Annotated in this window: 10 protein-coding genes and 1 tRNA gene; 6 read left to right on the top strand and 5 right to left on the bottom strand. The window is 68.5% G+C overall.

All coding sequences use genetic code 11. The features are described 5' to 3' along the window. Nucleotides 1-66: 66 nt before the first annotated feature. From ASE95_RS17785 to ASE95_RS15355, 4 genes are all read left to right on the top strand, one after another. A complete protein-coding gene (locus tag ASE95_RS17785; RefSeq protein WP_156348079.1) occupies nt 67-384 on the top strand; it encodes a hypothetical protein in 318 nt (105 codons plus the stop codon). Between the two features lie 21 nt (nt 385-405). Continuing rightward, nucleotides 406-2,169, top strand: coding sequence for a methyl-accepting chemotaxis protein (locus ASE95_RS15365; protein WP_162234702.1), 1,764 nt, complete (start codon nt 406-408; stop codon nt 2,167-2,169). A 245-nt stretch (nt 2,170-2,414) separates the two neighbouring features. After that, nucleotides 2,415-3,188: an alpha/beta fold hydrolase gene (locus tag ASE95_RS15360; protein ID WP_056638197.1), complete on the top strand. Its 774-nt coding sequence runs from the start codon at nt 2,415-2,417 to the stop codon at nt 3,186-3,188. A gap of 660 nt (nt 3,189-3,848) precedes the next feature. Then, on the top strand, nt 3,849-7,142 hold the full coding sequence (locus tag ASE95_RS15355) for a metallophosphoesterase family protein (protein WP_056638194.1): 3,294 nt from the start codon (nt 3,849-3,851) through the stop codon (nt 7,140-7,142). A 347-nt stretch (nt 7,143-7,489) separates the two neighbouring features. Here the strand turns inward: ASE95_RS15355 and ASE95_RS15350 are convergent, their stop codons facing one another. Then, nucleotides 7,490-7,969 (bottom strand): hypothetical protein, encoded by a 480-nt coding sequence (locus tag ASE95_RS15350; RefSeq protein WP_056638191.1) that lies wholly within the window; start codon nt 7,967-7,969, stop codon nt 7,490-7,492. A gap of 340 nt (nt 7,970-8,309) precedes the next feature. Between ASE95_RS15350 and ASE95_RS15345 the strand changes: the two genes are divergently transcribed. Next, nucleotides 8,310-14,360: an HTH domain-containing protein gene (locus tag ASE95_RS15345; RefSeq protein WP_056638188.1), complete on the top strand. Its 6,051-nt coding sequence runs from the start codon at nt 8,310-8,312 to the stop codon at nt 14,358-14,360. A 173-nt stretch (nt 14,361-14,533) separates the two neighbouring features. Here ASE95_RS15345 and ASE95_RS15340 read toward each other — a convergent pair whose 3' ends face one another. After that, nucleotides 14,534-14,899 (bottom strand): LysR substrate-binding domain-containing protein, encoded by a 366-nt coding sequence (locus ASE95_RS15340; RefSeq protein WP_056638184.1) that lies wholly within the window; start codon nt 14,897-14,899, stop codon nt 14,534-14,536. A 196-nt stretch (nt 14,900-15,095) separates the two neighbouring features. On the opposite strand from ASE95_RS15340, the gene ASE95_RS17370 reads away from it, so the two are divergent. Further along, on the top strand, nt 15,096-15,290 hold the full coding sequence (locus tag ASE95_RS17370; protein WP_082450185.1) for a helix-turn-helix transcriptional regulator: 195 nt from the start codon (nt 15,096-15,098) through the stop codon (nt 15,288-15,290). Here ASE95_RS17370 and ASE95_RS15335 read toward each other — a convergent pair. From ASE95_RS15335 to ASE95_RS15325, 3 genes are all read right to left on the bottom strand, one after another. After that, complete coding sequence (locus ASE95_RS15335) at nt 15,205-16,551, bottom strand: tyrosine-type recombinase/integrase (protein WP_082450184.1); 1,347 nt, start codon at nt 16,549-16,551, stop codon at nt 15,205-15,207. The two genes, ASE95_RS17370 and ASE95_RS15335, sit on opposite strands and share 86 nt — an antisense overlap. Nucleotides 16,552-16,767: 216 nt before the next feature. Then, nucleotides 16,768-16,842, bottom strand: a tRNA-Gln gene (locus ASE95_RS15330). 36 nt (nt 16,843-16,878) lie between these two features. Further along, the gene (locus tag ASE95_RS15325) at nt 16,879-17,958 is read right to left on the bottom strand and encodes a branched-chain amino acid aminotransferase (RefSeq protein WP_056638181.1); all 1,080 of its coding nucleotides are present in this window, start codon (nt 17,956-17,958) and stop codon (nt 16,879-16,881) included. Nucleotides 17,959-18,047: the final 89 nt, after the last annotated feature.

Genomic DNA, 18,047 nt, shown 5'->3' with positions numbered 1-18,047 from the left:
CTTCCCTGTTAACCAAATGGTGAGGCCCCCCCCGTACGCCGTGAGCGCAACGACGGGAATTTACAGGTGCGCGCCTCTTTCATCGCGACTGCCAGCATCGTGATTGTCAGCCTATCCGCCCCGACGGCGGCAGAGCTCAACGTACCCGTTGCGGCGCGGGTCATCTCCTTCCTCCAACTGCCGCCATCGGGATCGATCCAGAGCGCCGCGCAGCAGCTCGCGCAATTCTCGGTGAGCGATGCACTGGGGATCGATGCGCGGCTGGGCTACCGCTCTCTCAGCACATCGCCGCCTATGTCGCGGCCGACAACCTCACGCTTGCAGGCGGGGTTGCTGGCTTGCCGATCCCGGCGTAACGCCGCATCCGCGCCGGCCTGCGGCTGAGCATCTGACATGATCACAACGATGGCAGACTGGATCGAACGCCGCACTCGGCTTGCGGATCGCTCGCTAGCCACCAAGGTGGCGGCAACGCCGCTGCTGATGCTGGGGCTGTTCGTTGCGGTAGCGGCGCTCAGTGCCGCCGCATTGCTGGTCGCTGATCGCAACGTCAGCGGGATCGTCCGCGGCGACATGCACGACGTCGGGCGATTGAACGCGATCGAACGCCGCTTCGGCGCGAACGACTCGCGCGTCTATCGTCTGCTCGTGGCGAAGGCCGCGAACCCTACCTTCAACGTCTCCCGCGATGCCGCGGCGATCCAAGACGGCTTGGCGCAGGTCCGCGCCGATCTGCTTAGCTATCGCGCCGGGCACCCGACCGATCGGGACACGATCGCGCGCGCCGTTACTGTGCTGGATCGCTATCGCGAAACCGTCGGGGTCATAACGTCGATGCTCGAACTCGATTTCGGGAGCAGCGCGGCAATGATCGCACCGTTTCGCGCCCATGCTGCAATGGTGGAGCAACGTATCAGGCAGGTGTCCGAGGCGGGGGTCGCACATGCCGATACCAGCGCCGCCGATGCGGTGTTCACCACGCGGATCACGATCCTGCTTATCCTACTCCTGTCGGCCGTAGCGATCTTATCCGGGTTGAGCTTCGCCTATGTTATCAGCCGGTCGACGGTGAGGTCGATCACCGACATCGCCGGCGCGACGCGCGCGTTGATGAATGGGGAGGACCGTCTGGACCTGTCCTCCTACCAGCGACGGGACGAGTTCGGCCTGATGGTCACCGCATTGCAGACCTTCCAGATGCAGCGAGACACGGCGCGGCAGCTCGAGCGTGAGGCGGCGGTGTTGCGCGACGAGGCGCGGGAGCGCGAGCAGCGCAACGCGGCGGCGATCCGGCACACCGAGGAACAGGCGGAGCGGCAACGCCGCGAGATCATGGCGCAGCTCGCCAGTTCCTTCGAGGACCGGGTGGCAGGCGCGATCCGCGAGGCGCAGCGCGCGATGGTGCATCTCGATCATCATGCCGAGGGCCTGTTGTCGTCTGCCGGTGCGGAACAAAGGCTCGCGCAGGACCTCGACGTCATCGCGCACCAGCTGACCAATGAGATGCGGGAGGCGAACGAAGCGACGCAGCGGATGGCATGCGCGTTCACCAGCATCGATACGGAAGTGGCGGGAACCAGTCGGGCGGCGCGCTCCATCAATGAACATGCGGTCAACGCGCGGAGCGCGGTCGCGCGGACCCAGGCACAGGCGGAATCGATCGAGCAGATCGTCGACGTGATCGAGGCGATCGCGCAGCAGACGAACCTGCTCGCGCTCAACGCCACGATCGAGGCGGCACGCGCGGGGCCGACCGGCGCGGGCTTCGCGGTGGTCGCGACCGAGATCAAGTCGCTTTCCAGTCGCACGAGCATTTCGACCAACGACGCACGCGCGAAGATCGACGCGGTTCAGGAGCAGATCGAGGCGGTCGTTGATGGCACAGACAGTCTTAACAACCTGATCGCCGACCTAGATACGGTCGCGCAGAACGTCGTCGGGATGACGCGCGGTCAAACCTCCTCGGTTCGCCACCTGGACGCACTATTGGAAAGCGTGCGCGAGCGCAGCCGCCGGCTGGCAGAGGCGAGCAAGCAGATTTCGTCCGCCGCGGAGGAAAATGTCGCATCGGTCCATCGCTTTCGAGAGAACAGCCACCTGCTCGGCAGCGCGCTGAGCCTGCTTGGCAAGGATGCACAATCGTTCACACGTGAATTGCGAGGCGGTTGATTAAAGAGCGCTCTTACGACGATGATGACCCAAAATCGGCCATTCAGTGCAGTCGTAGCGCTTACTCGCAAGCGGTCGCTCGTTCATGTTCAATGACCCTTTTCTGAACAGGCAGACTTTCCCGGCCCCACCGCCTGCCGGCGCGGGCCTATGGGCCGATCTCCAGCGCCCGTCGGCCGATAAAAGCCGGGCCCGCGAAGCGACCGGGCTCGTTGAGCTTCTCACAACGACGAGGCGGAGACGGCATGAACACGATTGAGCGCGGCACTGGCCGCACGCTGCTTTTGATCCACGGCCTGGGCGGGAGTTGGCAATCGTGGAGTACCGTCTTGGACCCACTCAGCGCCTCGCGAAAGGTCATCGCGGTCGACCTTCCCGGCCATGGGGCTACCCTTGCCGAATCCGACAGCGGGACGTTCGATGGTCTGGTCGGCAGCGTCGAGCGTTACATCGCGGAGGCTGGCTTGTCCGGCGTCGATGTCGTCGGCAGTTCCATGGGTGCGCGGATCGTGCTTGAGCTCGCACGGCGCGGACTCGTCGGGAACGTCGTCGCGCTCGATCCGGGCGGCTTCTGGCGGGGCTGGGAGCGCACCTTCTTCAAAACCACCATCGGCGCCTCCGGTCGCTTACTGCGGGCCATCCGGCCAGGCCTGCCGGCGTTGAGCCGGAATGCAGCGTCGCGCACGGCGCTGCTCGCGCAGCTCTCCGCGCGTCCTTGGGCGCTTGACGGGGAGACCGTCGCGACCGAGCTGGAAGGTCTCAGTACAACGCCGACGTTCGATGCGCTGGTCCGGAGCCTTGCCACGGGACCTGAGCAGTCCGGTCCCGCCGCTGCCGGCACCGGCCGGGTCGTCATCGGGTGGGGCAGGCACGACCGGCTCTGCCTCCCCAGACAGGCTGCGCGCGCGCAGGCAGCCTTTCCCGGCGCCGAGCTCCACTGGTTTGATGGCAGCGGCCACTTTCCTATGTGGGACACGCCGGAGGAGACAGTCGCCGTCATTCTCGACGCGACGAGGTGATGCTCCACCCGCTTCACGGCTCGATTGCGCGATGATGGTAGCATCGACCCACATCCGGACGTTCCGAGCCAAAGCTTGCTCACCCACAAGCTGCCGCTCGTTCATAATGATGGAGGCACGGGAGGTTGGAGCATTTGCTCTTGGGCCGGGAGTTTGCACTTACCGTTTTTATGCCAGAGCCAACGATTTTACCCGGTGTTGTCAGAGCAACGCGGCAGGACCAGTTTCTTACCAGCTTCGCCTCGCCGGGCCTCCCATTTGGCGGCCGAGCGCGAGTGCGTCCAGAAATCACCCGGACCGGTTCACGAGCACCGACAGCCCGCCGACCCTACCGTGCCGCGTTGGTCTGACAGGACCCACCCGCCCCCCTCCCATGTCGATCCTCCACGCCAATTACGGCGGCAAGGCGGGCGCGAAATTATTTTGGTTTCCGAACCAATCGTCTGCGTCACGACGTGCCTGGAAGAAGGGGTCGTCCGAACCGGGGGCTCCGCCGCCTGCCGGACGATCGTCGGGAGGGTGCGATGGCCATGAGCGATGGTGCAATCCCGATGGTCTCGCAGCTTGCCGTACGGGGGCTCGAGGGGGTACTCCGGCAGACGCTTGCCGGCGGGACCCACCGGCCTGCTTTGATAAGGCCCGAGGGAAGTGCGAACGGCGATGGACGAGGCTAAGACGCTACGCTGGCTGCACTTCAGCGACATCCACGTCGGCATGGGGGAGCAGGTGCGCCTCTGGCCGCGCTCGAGCACCGTCCTCCTCGACGACCTCGAAACCGCGCACCGGAAGACGGACGGCTTCGACCTCCTCGTGTTCTCCGGCGACCTCGCGTTCAAGGGATCGGCCGACGAATTCGACAGGTTCGACCAGATCCTCGAGCGCATCCTCGGCCGCCTCGGCGATCTCGGACCGCGTCCCCCCGTCGTCACCGTGCCCGGCAACCACGACCTCGTCCGACCCGACGGTGCACTGCCCACCCCGGTGGCGCTGTCGCAGTTCTGGAACCTGCCGACTGTGCGGGAACGCATGTGGGACGCCAGCCAGCCCTACCTCGAGTTCCTGTCGGGTGTCTTCGAGAACTATTCGGCGTGGCGCGACACGGCGGTGGCGCGCGGAATCCATCTCGTTCCCGCGATGGAGGGGCTGCTGCCTGGCGACGCGTCCTACATCCTGGAGGGTGCCAACGCGCGCACCGGCATCGTCGCGCTGAACTCGACCTGGCTGCAGCTCGGCGCGGGGGACTACGACAAGGGCCTGCACGTCGACGCCCGCCAGCTACTGGCCGTGACGGGCGGCGACGCGGACCGGTGGGTCAGGGACAACGCGGTCAACCTTATCGTCACGCACCAGCCCGCGACGTGGCTCCACGCCACGAGCCCGGAGAGTTGGGACAACGACCTAAACCCCGCCGGCCGCTTCGACGCCCACCTCTTCGGACACATGCACGAGCCCGAGGTGACGAGCACCTCGCGGGGCGGCGGGCCGGCCCGCCGCAACCTCCAGGCGGCATCGCTCTTCGGCCTTGAGACCTACGGCGAGGGGCACAAGCGCATTCAAGGGTACTCGGCGAACCGTATCGTGGCGACGGGGGCCGACCGCGTCCTGACGACGTGGCCGAGGCGGCTGGTCGAGGTCACCGACGGGCGCCAGAAGCTGGCGCCTGACACCGGGCAGGACATCGACGAGGACACCGGAGCCCTCACCATGCCGCCCTACCGGGTGGAGCGGCACGCGATCGTCGCCGGCGCCGAACGCCCCGCGGGCGCTGCGCCGACGCCGCCCCCCCGCCTCGCCTCCAGCAGCTTTGACCTGGCCGCGATCCGGCTCCCCCTTGGCGACGCGAAGGCGCACGCAAAGGTCCGCCGCGTCGAGCAGGAGGCGTGCGCGGCCGCGCTGAAGGACGCGCGCGCGGCTTGGCTCGCGGCAGACTGGGGGATGGGCGAGGCGGGGTTCGTTGCGACTGTCTGCGGCCTCATGGGCATCCCGAGGGAAAAGGTGTTTGGCGTCGACTTCGAGGGCTACGCCGGGACCGAAGACTTCTTCGACGAGCTGAGGACGAGGCTCGGCGCGACGTTTCAAGAGGTGTGCGAGGCGATCGCCGAGGCCGGCCCCTGCGTCCTCGTGCTTGACGACATCGACGTCGAACCTGCGGACGAGGCGGCGGTCGAGGCCCTCGTAAAGCCCGTGCGCGACTTCGCGGCGGATGCGCTCATCCTGATCAGATCGCGCCGGCGGCCGAGAGCGGCGACGCTGAAGGTCGTCGAATTGAAGGCTCTCGACGAGGCGGACCTGGCCACCTACGCGCGCGACAGCGAGGCCGGCGGCGAGCACTACGCCAAGCCAGACATCGTCTCCAGCCTGTACCGGCACACGGACGGCGTGCCCTCGCGCCTTGACGAGGCGCTGAGAGACCTCGAGATCGTCTCGATCGGTGACCTGCTGGCGGCAAACCCGGACTACGGTGACGACGCCGCCGCCGCCGTAACCTCCGCGCCGCCCGCGCTCGTCGCCACGGTCGGCGAACTCGCGCGGTCCGAGGACAGAGCAGAGGAGCGCGCCTACAACCTCCTCCTCGCGCTCTCCGCGCTGCCTAAGGGCGAGCAGCTGTCGCGCATAACGCGCTTCCTCGGACCCCACCCCTTCTACCCGGCCCACGCGCGCGCCCTGCTCGACCGTACGCTCATCGACACGGTGACGATCACGACCCTCGAGGGCATGCCGGGCGACGTCACGCAGAAAGCGCTCGTCGTCCCCCGGCCGGTCCGCGAATACGTGCGAAGCATCATGGACGAGCAGACGGCGCGATCGCTCGACCGGAAGGCGCTGGACCTCTATTTCGGCGACGACTGGGCATCCGGCGACATCGCGAGGTCGCCGACCGGCCGCCGCGCGAGCAACGCGCTATGCGACGGCTACGAATTACAGAACGCGGCCGCGCTGATCCTCCGCGGAACGCGGCGGGCGCTGATTGACGACGCGGGCGTCGAACTCGGCGCCCACGTCCGGCTCGCCTCCTCCTTCGTCGAGACTCTCATCACGGGCGACCACTTCCGCAGCGCCGCCGCTCTCTGCAACGACATGATCCGCCTCCTCGAGGAAACGGGGCGGCACGCTGGCGAGATCAACGTCTTGCGCTACGAGTCCGCCCGCAGCCTCCGGATGGCGGAGCGCCTTGACGATGCGAGGTCCGCGTTCGAGCAGCTGGATCTCGCCAGGCTCTCGAAGGAGCAGCGGCAGAGCGCTGAACTGGGCCTCGCGCTTCTTCTGCGGCGCCAGGGCGAGGGCGCCGACGCGGTCGCCGCCGCCAACCGCGCTATCGCGATCGACAGGAGGTCCAACCTCGCACTACAGGCGAAGACAATCATCGCGTCCGAGATTGAGGACCCGATCCGGCGTGCGGCGGAGCTGCGCAGGCTGCTAACGGCGGCAAGGAAGGCCGACTCGACCACCATCGCTAACAATATCCTGCTTACGCTAGCCGCCCTAGAGCGGGACCAGCACGCCGCCGCGACCATGTTGAAGGAGGTGATGTCCGCGCCCCTTGCGAAGCGCGACTTCTACAACGGGGTGCGGGCCATCCTGGATCTCGCCGCGCGCAAACCGGCCGGCTCGCGGCTCGCCGACGCGGATCGCGCCCGCCTCATCGACGCCTACCACTTTCTCTACAACGAGCGCCTCGATAAGCTGTTCGACCGCTGCCACGAGGCGCTGTGGAACGAGTTCGAGATCGCCGGCGAGATCGAGAACCTGCTCAACCTCTTCCGTCACAGCTCCTTCATCTGGCGGCTCGGCGGCCGGGAGGAGATGGAGGCGCGCTATCTGGGCAGGTTGGCCCGGATCGTCCGCGAGGTCCTCGCGCTCGATGCCGTCCAGACTTCGCGGGACGGTGCCTACTTCATTGTCCGGGTGTCCGTCGTGATGACCGAGCTAGACTTCCGGCCGGGCGCGGCGTGACGCCGCAACTGCGATCGCGGCAACGACGATCTCGGTCGGCCAGCCCCACACCTGCCTGGCGAGCGCCACGGTAGTGTCCTCGGGCAAGTCCAGCACCTTTCCAACCTCTCGCACCGCACCGCACGCGCCGAACCGGCTGATGACGGCAGTCAGCGCCGCATGCTCATGCAGACCCAGATGGCGACGTTCAACACAAGTTCGTCGCTGCCCGAAATCGGTCGTTCGTTCACATCCACCCCGCGGCGTGTGAATCGGCCTGCAATGTTGACCCCGTTCGGGGCTGATCGGCGTTTAACTTTGATCCACTGAACCGGTGCGGTTCACGCCTTGCGCTTTGCGCGGGGCGGTTAGGGAGATGCTGGTCGTGGAGACGGTCGGGCGGTTCCGGCGCGAGTTCTTTGGGCGAGCCGGACCTCGACGAACTCGGCCTGGATGCCGTCGCGCTGCCAACCCGCAATGACTTTGCGCGCGCGCAGGCGCAGGTCGTGCGGGACTTCGCCAAGCGCGGACAGGGGGTCGCGGCAGGCGTCCAGTCCTTCGGCCACATCCGTGGCGATGACGTCGACGTCTTCCAACTTGTGCTCCCAGCCCTCCAGCACGGATTCGTGCGAACCGCGATATGTCGGCAGGGTGACACCGGGCGCGAGTTCGATGTTCACCACGAAGCGGTTGAAGCCGTTGTCGACGTCGGAACGACCGATCCGGACGATTTCCGCTCCCGGCCAGCCGTTTTCGTCCAGCACGTCGACAACCGCGTCCTGGATCCGTGCGATCTTGCACGGGACCCGCCCGCCGCCGGCGATGTCTGACGCGTTCCAATACTTCATCTCTTTTCCTCCTGTCCTGATCGACGCTGACCGTTAGGTTGGGGAGGGCTAGAAAACTATTCTCCTACGGAGGGTTAAGTCGGCACATCCGTGGATCGTCTTAGCGACGAACGACGCCAGCCTGCGGCGGCCGGTTCCCCGCAGTCCACACAGCCGGGTCTGCGTCTGCGCCCGCTTGGCGGCGGCCCGGGAGGTGGGACTAGCCGGCTTGAGCGCCGCCGTGGCTTTTTCACCCGTTTCAAGCGGTTCGCCGTTCCACATCGGCGCCGGCCGGCTACAATGAATGCCGGCCGGCGCACCATGCGCCGGTCGCCGGGGGATCAGAGCCGTAGCGACGTCGATGCCAGACAATTCCAACATCCCCAGGGTCACGCGAGGCGCGGCCGACGAGCACGGCTTCCACACGCTCGGTTCGCGGCCGTTCGAGCATCTCGTCCGTGCGCTGCACGAGGCGCAGCCCGACATCTACGGGTCGCAGCTCTACGGACCGGACGGGCAGCCGCAGTTCGGCGCCGACCACATCGCCTTCCATCGCGGGGAGCCCGCGCCGTGGCTCGAGGTCGGTCAGAGCAAGGCCTATCGGACGTTCGGCAAGGCTCAGCTCAGCAAGGCGGCCAAGGACTTCACCGACCATTGGGACACGCACTGGCGCGATCTCGATGTCCGGCGCTTCATCCTGTTCGTCGGATGCCCGATCAAGTCACGGGCGGCGGCGGACGAGATCATCCGGCTGACCGCAGAGTTCGCTGCTCTCGGGGTGGAGCTGCAAGTCTGGGATTCTAACGCGATCTACGACCGCCTTCCCGCAGCGCCCGCGGTGGTGCGCGCCCATCTCGGACAGGACTGGTACTCGAAGCTAATCGGCGAGCCGGTCGGCCCGCTCACCGGTCTCGTGCGCGACCTGCAGCGCGGCGACCAGGGCGCGCTCGTCGTCGGCGGCTACGTCGCGCGGCTCAACCAGGCGGAGAGCGCTGAGCTCGCCGAGCTGCGCCGGCGCTCCCGGCGCGGCGAGGTCGCCGCCGTCATAGGCGAGCTCGAGGCGATGCTGAGGGGTCCGGTCGCCGGCGCGACGGCGCCCGAGGTGCTGGCGGGTCAGAAGCGGATGCTCGCCGGGCTGCTGATCCGCCGAAACGCCGATCGCGCCCGGACGCTGCTCGACGAGGCCGACGCGCTGGACGGGACATCGGAGCGGCAGCGGCACATCTTGCTCCTCGAGGCCGTCGGGGCGGAGGCCGCGCTCGCCGCGATCGACGCGGCCGGCAAGGCCGAGTTCGCGGAGATCCGGGCGATCGCGCACCTTCGGCTCGGCGCGCCGGCCGACGCCTCGGGCGAGATCGCGCCGTTCGCCGACGCCGAGGACGCCAGCGCAGAGACCCTCCGGATAGCGGCGATCGCCGCCCTGGCCGCGGGCGGGCGCACGGCCGCGACGGCCTATGCGGAGCGCGCGGTCCAGCGCGATTCGGACTCCCGCGCCTGCCGGCAGGCGCTGGCGGTCTGCCGGTTCCACGCGGCGATGTCGGACGCGGTCGAGGTGTCGCTCGGCGAGTGGCCGCAGCCCGTCGACGTGCCGCTGATCAAGGTCTCCGACGAGGCCCGCCGCGACCTCGAGGCAGCAGAGCGGATGTTCGGCGAGCTCGCCGCCAACCCCTCGCTCGAGGATCACGCCTCGGCGCTCATGTGGCAGCTCGGCACGCTCGCGTGCATGCCGTGGCGGCGCGAGGAGTTCGTCGGCCGGATCGCCGGACTCGAGACGACCGGCGAGCTGCCGATCCCGATGATCGGGTGGTGCGTTTCGCGCGGTCTCCCCTTCGACGAGGTCGAGGCCGAGCGGCGCTGCGACGCCGTCATCGCGGACGATCCCGACGACTTCGAGACCCTGCTGGTCCGCGTCGCCCTGGCCAACCACCGGCGCGAGCATTCCCTCGCGCGCCGGCTCCTCGACGGCGCGCGCGAGGCGCTGACAGCGGCTGGCCACGCCTCGCTCTACGACTACTGGGCGTCCGTCCTCGACATGGAGATGCGGCGGGAGGCTGGCGGCGACGCCCCCCCCGGACATCCCTGGCTGCGGCTGCGCCGCGCGCTGGATATCCGCGGCAGGAAGGCGCGCCTCAGGGCGATCGCCGCGCTGCTCGAGTCCGAGCTCGACGCAGGTGGGGATCCGCGCGTGATCCTCGCCTCGGCCCAGCTGCTCCTCGACGGCGGCTGGCACAGGACGGCGGTCAAGGCCGCCCCGTTCCTGCTGGGTCGGATCGCGACCGGCGAGGCGATCGGGGTCGCCGCCCATGCGCTCTACCGCAACGCCCGGTGGGGCGAAGTGCTGGAGGCGGTAGGGATGGTCGACGCATTCCCGGGCGGCCGACTTCCCGCGGATCTCGAGCGGCTCCGTGCCGAGTGCCAGGCTGGCACCGGCGAGCTCGTCGCCGCGCGCTCGACGAGCCTGCTGCTGGCGCAGGCGACGCGCCAGCCGCGCGACATCTGGCGCTCGATCGAGCTGCACATCGCGACGGGCGCCGAGCCCGCCGCGCTGGCGATGTATGAGCGGAACGCCGACCGGCTGGGCACCCCGACCGCCAGCCACCTCCTTCTCGCGAACGCAGTGGCCTCGACTAACCCCGAGGCCGCGGCCCGCATCGCGCGACAGATCGCAGCGGCGGCGCCCGACGAGCTCGTGGCGGCGACCTTCGCCCTCGCGAGCAGGCTCCGGCTCGACGCCGAGCAGCGCACGCTGGTCAGCAGGATGAGCCGGCTGGGCGCCGACGGCAACGCGGGCGTCCGGACCCTCAGCATCGACGAGGTGATCGAGTGGGCCAACGAGCGCAACGCGCAGATCGAGGAGGTCTTCGAGAAGTACGCCAACGGCCACCTGCCCGTGCACCTGCTGGCCGGCGTGCGGCACGCGGCCATGCCCTTCGCCTACCTCCGGCCGCTGCTCGATCCGCCGGCGCCGGAAGTTCGGACCTCGATCCTCTCGACGCGCTACGGCCGGCGCTACGACGACGACGCCTGGCCAGTGGCGCGCGAGGACGTGACGCTGCTGGCCGACGTGACGGCGCTGCTCACCGCGCACGGCCTCGACATCCTGGACGTAGTGGAGCGCGCGTTCGGCCCGATCTTCATCGCACCCGACACGCTGAACGCGCTGCTGGCGATGAGGAGCGACCTCGAGCTGCCCCAGCCGGGCCGGGTGGCGGCGGCGCGCGCCGCCCTCGCGCTCGTCGAGGCGGGCGACGTCGTGATCGCCGAGGAGCCGCAGCTCGACGGCTTCACCGTCCTCTGGGAGGGCCTCGGCGAGCCGGCGGCGACGCTGAACCTATCCAGGCTGATCGAACAGGCGCTGGCCCCGTGTGCGCCGGAACGGCGCCGGTTGATCCGCGAGGCGCTCGGCACCACGGTCGATCCGGAGCCCGCGGGCGCCGTCCCGCCAGCCGGCAGCCTGGTCAACCTCGACTCGGTGATGCTGGTAACGCTCGGCGACGCCGGCGCGCTCGATCCGATCCGCCGGCGCTACCGCGTCGCGACGTCCGCCGACGACAGGGCGCGGCTGCAGGGCGAGGTGGCCGACGCGGACGTGCACGAGGAGCTGGCGGCGTCGCTCGTGCAGCTGTCGCGGCGGCTCGCGGAGGGACTGGACGATGGCACATACCGGTCCGTACCCGTGGTGTCCTCGCCCGGTCGCGATCCAGTCCAGCGCAGCTTCATGCAGCTGCTCGACGCGATGCGCGGCGGCAAGTCCATCCTCTGGATCGACGACCGCTTCGCCAGCACGATCGAGAACGCCGACTTCCGTGTCGCGACGACGGTCGAGACGCTGGCGGCGCTCGGCCGCTACGGCCGCCTCCCCGCGGACCGGGAGAGGGCGCTCCGGCAGCGCCTGCGGGCGGCGCGCTGGATGTTCATGCCGCTCGACGGCGACGAGATCGCCGCCTTGATGCGACCGGCGGTGCGGGCCGGAGAGGTGGTCGAGACCGGCGACCTCGCGGTCCTGCGCCGCTCGGCGGGCGAGTTTCTGCGGTCGCGGCGCCGGCTGCAGTGGCCCGATCCCGTCGCGGCCGAGCGGGAGGTCCGCGGCGAGGTCCCGTTCCTGCTCGATCGCGGCCACGCCGTCGCCCAGGCTCTGGGTTCGATCTGGAACGACGCGCGCTGGAGCGTCGCCGACGCGCAGGCGGCGTCGCGCTGGATCGTCGACCATCTCGAGGCGGGGCTGTTCCCGCTCCCGGTGCTCGCGGCCGGCGACCCCCGCTCGGACCACGTGGTCGGCACGCATCTCGGCGGACTGGTGCTGGTCGCGCTGCAGGTCCGGCCGGGCAAGGTCGATGATCCCCGGCAGGGCCAGTTCCTCAGCTGGCTGGTCGACGAGGTCGTGCGTCCCTGCCTCAGGGTGCGGCCCGAGTTCCGCGCCTCGATGGACGACATGATCGAGGGCTTCCTCGTCGACGACGGGGAGGAGGCGGACGACAGGAACGTGCGGCTCTGGCGGACGCTGGCCGGGAAGGCGATCAACGCCATGCCCGACGACATCCGCGTGCCGCTGATGTCCCGCGAGCGCATCCGCCGCGAGTTCGACCTTCCCGAGCACGGCATGATGGGCGTGGCGCCCTACGACTTCGATGAGATGTCGTTTTGGCGCGCTATGGCGACCGCCACGACCACCGGTGGCCGCGCGGTCGAGACGATGACCGGCGAGACGGGCCAGGCTACGCTCGTGGAGGACGGTGGCGGACGCGCGCTGACCATTGCGATCGGGGACACCGTGCTCAGGCTCGACGCGTGGCCGTGGGAGGTGGCGAGCGGGGACGCCGCGATCCGGACTGCAGCCGTCGTCAAGCGCGCCGACGCGCTGGACCTGTCGGAGGCCGACGCGGCGGCGCTCGCCGGCAGCCTCGCCGACCTGCCCCCGGAGCAGCGCGGCCGGCACGTCCTCGCCCGCGAGCACGCCGGCATGGCCCGTTGGTATCTCGACCTCGAGGAGAAGCTCCGCAAGCGCACGCCGTTCCAGGTGACGGATCTGGCGCCGGACGAGATGATCCAGGTCCCGCGGCTGTTCCGCTTCGACGGCGGCCTCGACGCGTCCGCCGGTCGGCTGGTCGCCGATCGCGGGCTGGCGGTCGCGCTGCGCAGGTTCGGCGGACTCCCAATCGTTCCGCCGGCTCTCATCGCCGACGCGGTCGCTTCGCTCGACGCCGAGGCGCTGTCGGCGTTGCTCGACGAGGCCCAGCTCGACACGGCTCCACCCTGGACGCAGCTCTGGGTTGCGTCGCTGATCCTCGCGCGTCCGGACCGTGGCGTCGCCTTGGGTGGGCGCGTCGCCGCCTGGACGGTCCGCGCGCTGGCACCGGAGGCCGAGGTCCATTGGCGGCTCTACACCGGCCTCGCGCGCTTCATGGCGCGCGAGGGGAGCAGGATATCTGGGTGGCGGACGCTCGGCGGCGACGAGCAGCTGCTGACGGTCTGGGGACACGCCAACGCGATCACGGAGATCGTCGTCGCGGGCGACGTTCGACTCGAGCCGCTGGTCGGGCTCTTGCAGCAGAACCGCTTCGTCTCGCCGCGGCTGCTGGTCGAGCCGCAGACGGCCTTCGCGCACGACCGCGCGGATCCAGCGCACGTCGGCACGACGAGGCTGAGGGCCCACGCCGCGTTGCCCGCCCTGCTCGCCCTCGCCGATGGCGACGACACGCGGGAGGCGGCGCTGACGGCGATAAGGGGCCTCGTGCACGACGCGGCGTCCGATGCCGCGCGGCTGCGCATCGGGGTCGCCGAGGGAGGCCTGTGTCGGGAGGACGCATTGGGGAGCCTGTTCGCTGCGGACTGGTCGGGGCGGCTGGAGGAGATCGAGACCGGTCTGGGCGGACTGTTCGGCGCGGGCCTCACCGCGCTGGCCGCCTCGTTGCTCGAGCTCGAGAAGGTCGCGGAGCGGGACGGCTCGGCGTGGCCCTTCCTCCGCATAATCGGCGGCGAGTCCCCGTTCCCCGCCGATCTCGCGGGCGCGGCCCGCGACGCCGCGTCCGTCGCGTTTGCCGACGGGGCGGAGCACGGTCCGCACCGCGACCCCCACGTGCTGCTCGCCTTCGCCCGCGTCGCCGGGGCGAACGGATGGAGCGAGCACACCGCGGCAGTCGAGGAGGCCTTCGTCGCCCTGGACGTCGACTCGCTGGCGCAGGACGAGGACGGTCGCACGCTGCTGCTGGAACTCGCCATGGCGCGCTCGATGATCGAGCCCGACCCGCTCGAGCGGACCCGCGTCCTCGCCCGCCATCTGACACGGCTCGGGCGCAACGAACTGCTCCGCCCGCAGGTGGTAAACGCCGCGCTGCAGTTCGCGCGCGGCCTGTCGGGACAGCAAACCGCGGCGTTCGTGGACACGCTCGGTGAACTGATGGCCGGCGTGTAGCCGGATCCTGCGGTCCCGTTTGCCTGCGGGTCGTCTGCGGCTTCTCAGCGCCGGCCGGAAAGGCTCGCGGCGAGGTGGTAGAGCAGCGCGAGCGCGGGGCGCGCGGCGTCGGCCGAGACGGACGCCGCGATGCGGGCCGGCGGCGGGGCGTCGCCGGGTAGCAGCTCGCGTAGTTATCCCGCGGCGAGGGCCTCGGCGACCGCAAAGTCGGGAAGCTGGGCGATGCCCGCGCCGCTGGCCGCGAGCGCCAGGGCGACATTGGCGTCGTCAGCGACCAGCATGGTCCGCAGTGCCCGCGAACCACCGCCGGCGAGCGACCACCTGCCGCGCTGCTCGGCCAGCATGACGCCGGAATGATCGGAGAGATCCGCGGCGAAGGGACCGGCAGCTCTCCACCCATCAACGGGCGTTCGTGCCACCCTGCGCCGCTTCCTGAACGAGCGGCAGCTTAGTGCGGTCGACCGCTCGAGAGCGGCCGTTCCGCTCCCCACCAGCTTTGCCAAAAAGCGGAACGGCTGCTTCAGAGAAATGCCCATCATGCCGCCTCGTCACGAAGTGCCTTGAACGCTTCGATAATCCGCCGCGCCTCCGCGGAAGGCTGACGGCAAAAGCTCGAGACGTGTCAATCTGGCTCACCTGATCGTAAGCTGCGCTTTAGCAATCGATCTTGCTTTTCTGTTCTGAGCCGGCAATGTTGAGGATGGCAGGCAGACCCAGTTCTTTGGGATAGCTCTTATGAGCGATTATTTTTTGCGCCTGCCGTTGGTCATCCAACGCACCGGCCTCCCCCGATCAACGCTGTATCGGTTGATCGGAGAAGGCAGGTTCCCGAAACAGGTGCCGCTTACGCAGCGGACCGTCGGATGGAAGGCTTCGTCCGTGCAGAGGTGGCTGGACGACCCAATCGGCTTCCGGGAAGAGCAGGGCTGACCGCATCGATGATTGCCATCGACCCGGCAGCCCGCATCCCCTTTACCTCGGTCGTATCGAGATAATCCGCCCACCATTGCATCATCGGTCGACGATGAGCGAGATAGCGAGCCGCGTTGTACGCGGCTCGCACCCCCTGCGGCTGGTGCGCAAGCTGGTGCTCGATCCAGTCTGGTTCGAATAATCCACTCTCGTTGAGGACAGTGCTGGCCAGCCCGCGAAAGCCATGCACCGTCGCCTTCCCCCGCAAGCCGATGCGATACATGATGTCGAGCATCCGGTTTTCACTGATCGTCAGCGTCTTCGAATGGGCAACGGGAGAGAGAAAACGGCCGAGGCGGAACGGGCCCGCCTTGTGCCAGACGTTCAATTCGCGAAGCTCGTCGAGGATATCGAGCGCTTGCCGCGGCAGCGGGATGAGGTGCTCGGCGCGCATTTTCATCCGCTCCGGCGACAGCCGCCAGAGCGGCTCCGGCCCATCCAGACCTTCGAACTCCGACCACTCGGCGAACCGGGTCTCCTGCGTGCGGACCATGGTCAGCATCGTCCACCGCAATGCGAGGTGGCTCAGGCGTTCCCCTTTGTCGGCATTCAGCTTCGCGAAGAAATCGGGAAGGTCCCGCGCCTGCACCTTCGCCCTGTGCGCGACGGGCCGCGGCTTCGACATGGCCGGATTGAGATCGCGGCACGGGTCGGTTTCGCAGCGTCCGTCCGGGATCGCGTAGCGGAAGATTTCGCTGCAATGGTTCTTCACCCGCCGGGCCATCTCGATCGCGCCCCGCGTCTCGATCTTACGGATCGCGTCGAGGATCTGCCGAGGCGTGATGCGCGCGATGTCGAGCGGCCCGATGACCGGAAAGATATCAGCCTCGAGTCGGCCCGTGACCAGCGCCGCGTAGCGCGGGGTCCAGGATAGCAGACGGATCTCGAGCCACTCGCGCGCGACATGTTCGAAAGTGTTGCGCACCCGCCCACTCTGCTGCGCGTCCGCGACGGCCCGCTCCTGCCGCCGCTCCTCCGATGGATCGAGCCCTAGCGCGAGCTGCTGCTTCATCTCGTCGCGCCATGCTCGTGCCGCCAGCAGCGACAGCTGAGGGTAAGGTCCGCCAGAAAGCAGCTTTTGCTTGCCGTCGAAGCGATAGGCGAATCGCCACAGCTTCGCGCCGTTCGGCTGGATGTGGATGAACAGGCCGCCGCCGTCGGACCGCTTGTACGGCCGCCCTTCCGGCGAGAAGGATTTGATCGCGATGTTGGTAAGCATGTTGGTACGTCGAGCCTCCGAAACAGGTTCGAATCCCGCGACGCCAAAATCTGTTGGTATGGGTGATGAAGCTACCAACAATTGTACCAACAACCGGGTCGGGCTGCAACGGTCGGTCGTGAGACGTCCCGGGACGCAAACCCGCGGCAAGTCGTTGATCAGCCAGAGGTTATCGGGACGTTCCGGGATGCCTTGGGACGACCCGGGAAAACGGACTGGCTGGGGCGGCAGGATTCGAACCTGCGAATGCCGGTACCAAAAACCGGTGCCTTACCGCTTGGCGACGCCCCAACGAGCCGTGCGCCCTAGCGGGGTGCGCCGGAAAGCTCAACCTATACGATGCAGCCAGCCATGCGAATCTTCCTCGCGCCCGCGCTGGATAGCGCTGAGCCGCTCAAGGAAATGCGCCGTCAGCTGCCCCGTGCCGCCGCTGCCGATCGTAAACTCGTAATCCGGGCCGGCGACGCGGCCGATCGGGGTCACCACCGCCGCGGTGCCGCAGGCGAAGCTCTCGACCAGCCGCCCGCTCGCGGCATCGGCTCGCCATTCCTCAAGCGCGTAGGGAGCCTCGTCAACCGTCAGCCCCTGCGCTCGCGCGATCGCAAGAATCGAGTCGCGGGTGATGCCGGGCAGGATCGTGCCGGTCAGTGGCGGCGTGCGGAGCGAGCCGTCATCGAAAACGAAGAAGATGTTCATCCCGCCGAGTTCCTCGATCCAGCGCCGCTCCGTCGCATCGAGGAACACGACCTGGTCATAGCCGCGGCGGATCGCCTCCTGCTGCGCGATCAGGCTGGTGGCGTAGTTACCGCCGCATTTGGCCGCCCCCGTCCCGCCGGGCGCCGCGCGGCTGTATTCATGGCTGACCCACAGCGAGACCGCGCGCGCGCCGCCCTTCCAGTAAGCGCCGACCGACGAAGCGAGCACCATGTACAGATATTCGGCCGAGGGCTTCACCCCAAGGAACGCCTCCGACGCGATCATGAACGGCCGCAAGTAAAGCGATCCACCCTCGACCGACGGCATCCACTCGCGTTCGGCGAGAACCAGTTGCTCGACCGATTCGACAAACAGTTCCTCCGGCAGTTCCGGCATCGCCATACGCCGCGCCGATGCATTGAAGCGGCGTGCGTTGGCATCCGGCCGGAACAGCGCCAGGCCGCCATCATTCATCCGATAAGCCTTCAGGCCCTCGAAGATCTCCTGCGCATAATGAAGCACGGCGGATGCAGGATCCATGGTCAACGGCGTGCGCTGCCCGATCCGGCCGTCATGCCAGCCGCGGCCCTCCGAATAGTGGAGCACCACCATATGATCGGTGAAGACGCGCCCGAAGCCGGGATCGACCAGCCGCGCCGCGCGATCGTTGGCGGGAACGGGGGAAGGATGCGGTTCGAACACGAAGTTCACGGGACGTGGCCTCCAAGGATCGCGGATGGCGCATGACGGCAAGTCGATGCGTCGGGGTTGCGGTGGCCTAGGGCCGATGGCAAAGCCGG

Origin of the sequence: Sphingomonas sp. Leaf231, from assembly GCF_001421995.1 — a bacterium.
Classification (GTDB): Bacteria; Pseudomonadota; Alphaproteobacteria; order Sphingomonadales; family Sphingomonadaceae; genus Sphingomonas.
This window is presented reverse-complemented; position numbering and strand designations above follow the sequence as displayed.

What these genes read in the sequence shown, in the direction of transcription:
- ASE95_RS15335 (WP_082450184.1), bottom strand. Translation starts at nt 16,551, where the DNA reads ATGCTTACCAACATCGCGATCAAATCCTTCTCGCCGGAAGGGCGGCCG.
- ASE95_RS15365 (WP_162234702.1), top strand. Translation starts at nt 406, where the DNA reads ATGGCAGACTGGATCGAACGCCGCACTCGGCTTGCGGATCGCTCGCTA.
- ASE95_RS15355 (WP_056638194.1), top strand. Translation starts at nt 3,849, where the DNA reads ATGGACGAGGCTAAGACGCTACGCTGGCTGCACTTCAGCGACATCCAC.
- ASE95_RS15360 (WP_056638197.1), top strand. Translation starts at nt 2,415, where the DNA reads ATGAACACGATTGAGCGCGGCACTGGCCGCACGCTGCTTTTGATCCAC.
- ASE95_RS15350 (WP_056638191.1), bottom strand. Translation starts at nt 7,969, where the DNA reads ATGAAGTATTGGAACGCGTCAGACATCGCCGGCGGCGGGCGGGTCCCG.
- ASE95_RS17370 (WP_082450185.1), top strand. Translation starts at nt 15,096, where the DNA reads ATGAGCGATTATTTTTTGCGCCTGCCGTTGGTCATCCAACGCACCGGC.
- ASE95_RS15340 (WP_056638184.1), bottom strand. Translation starts at nt 14,899, where the DNA reads ATGATGGGCATTTCTCTGAAGCAGCCGTTCCGCTTTTTGGCAAAGCTG.
- ASE95_RS15345 (WP_056638188.1), top strand. Translation starts at nt 8,310, where the DNA reads ATGCCAGACAATTCCAACATCCCCAGGGTCACGCGAGGCGCGGCCGAC.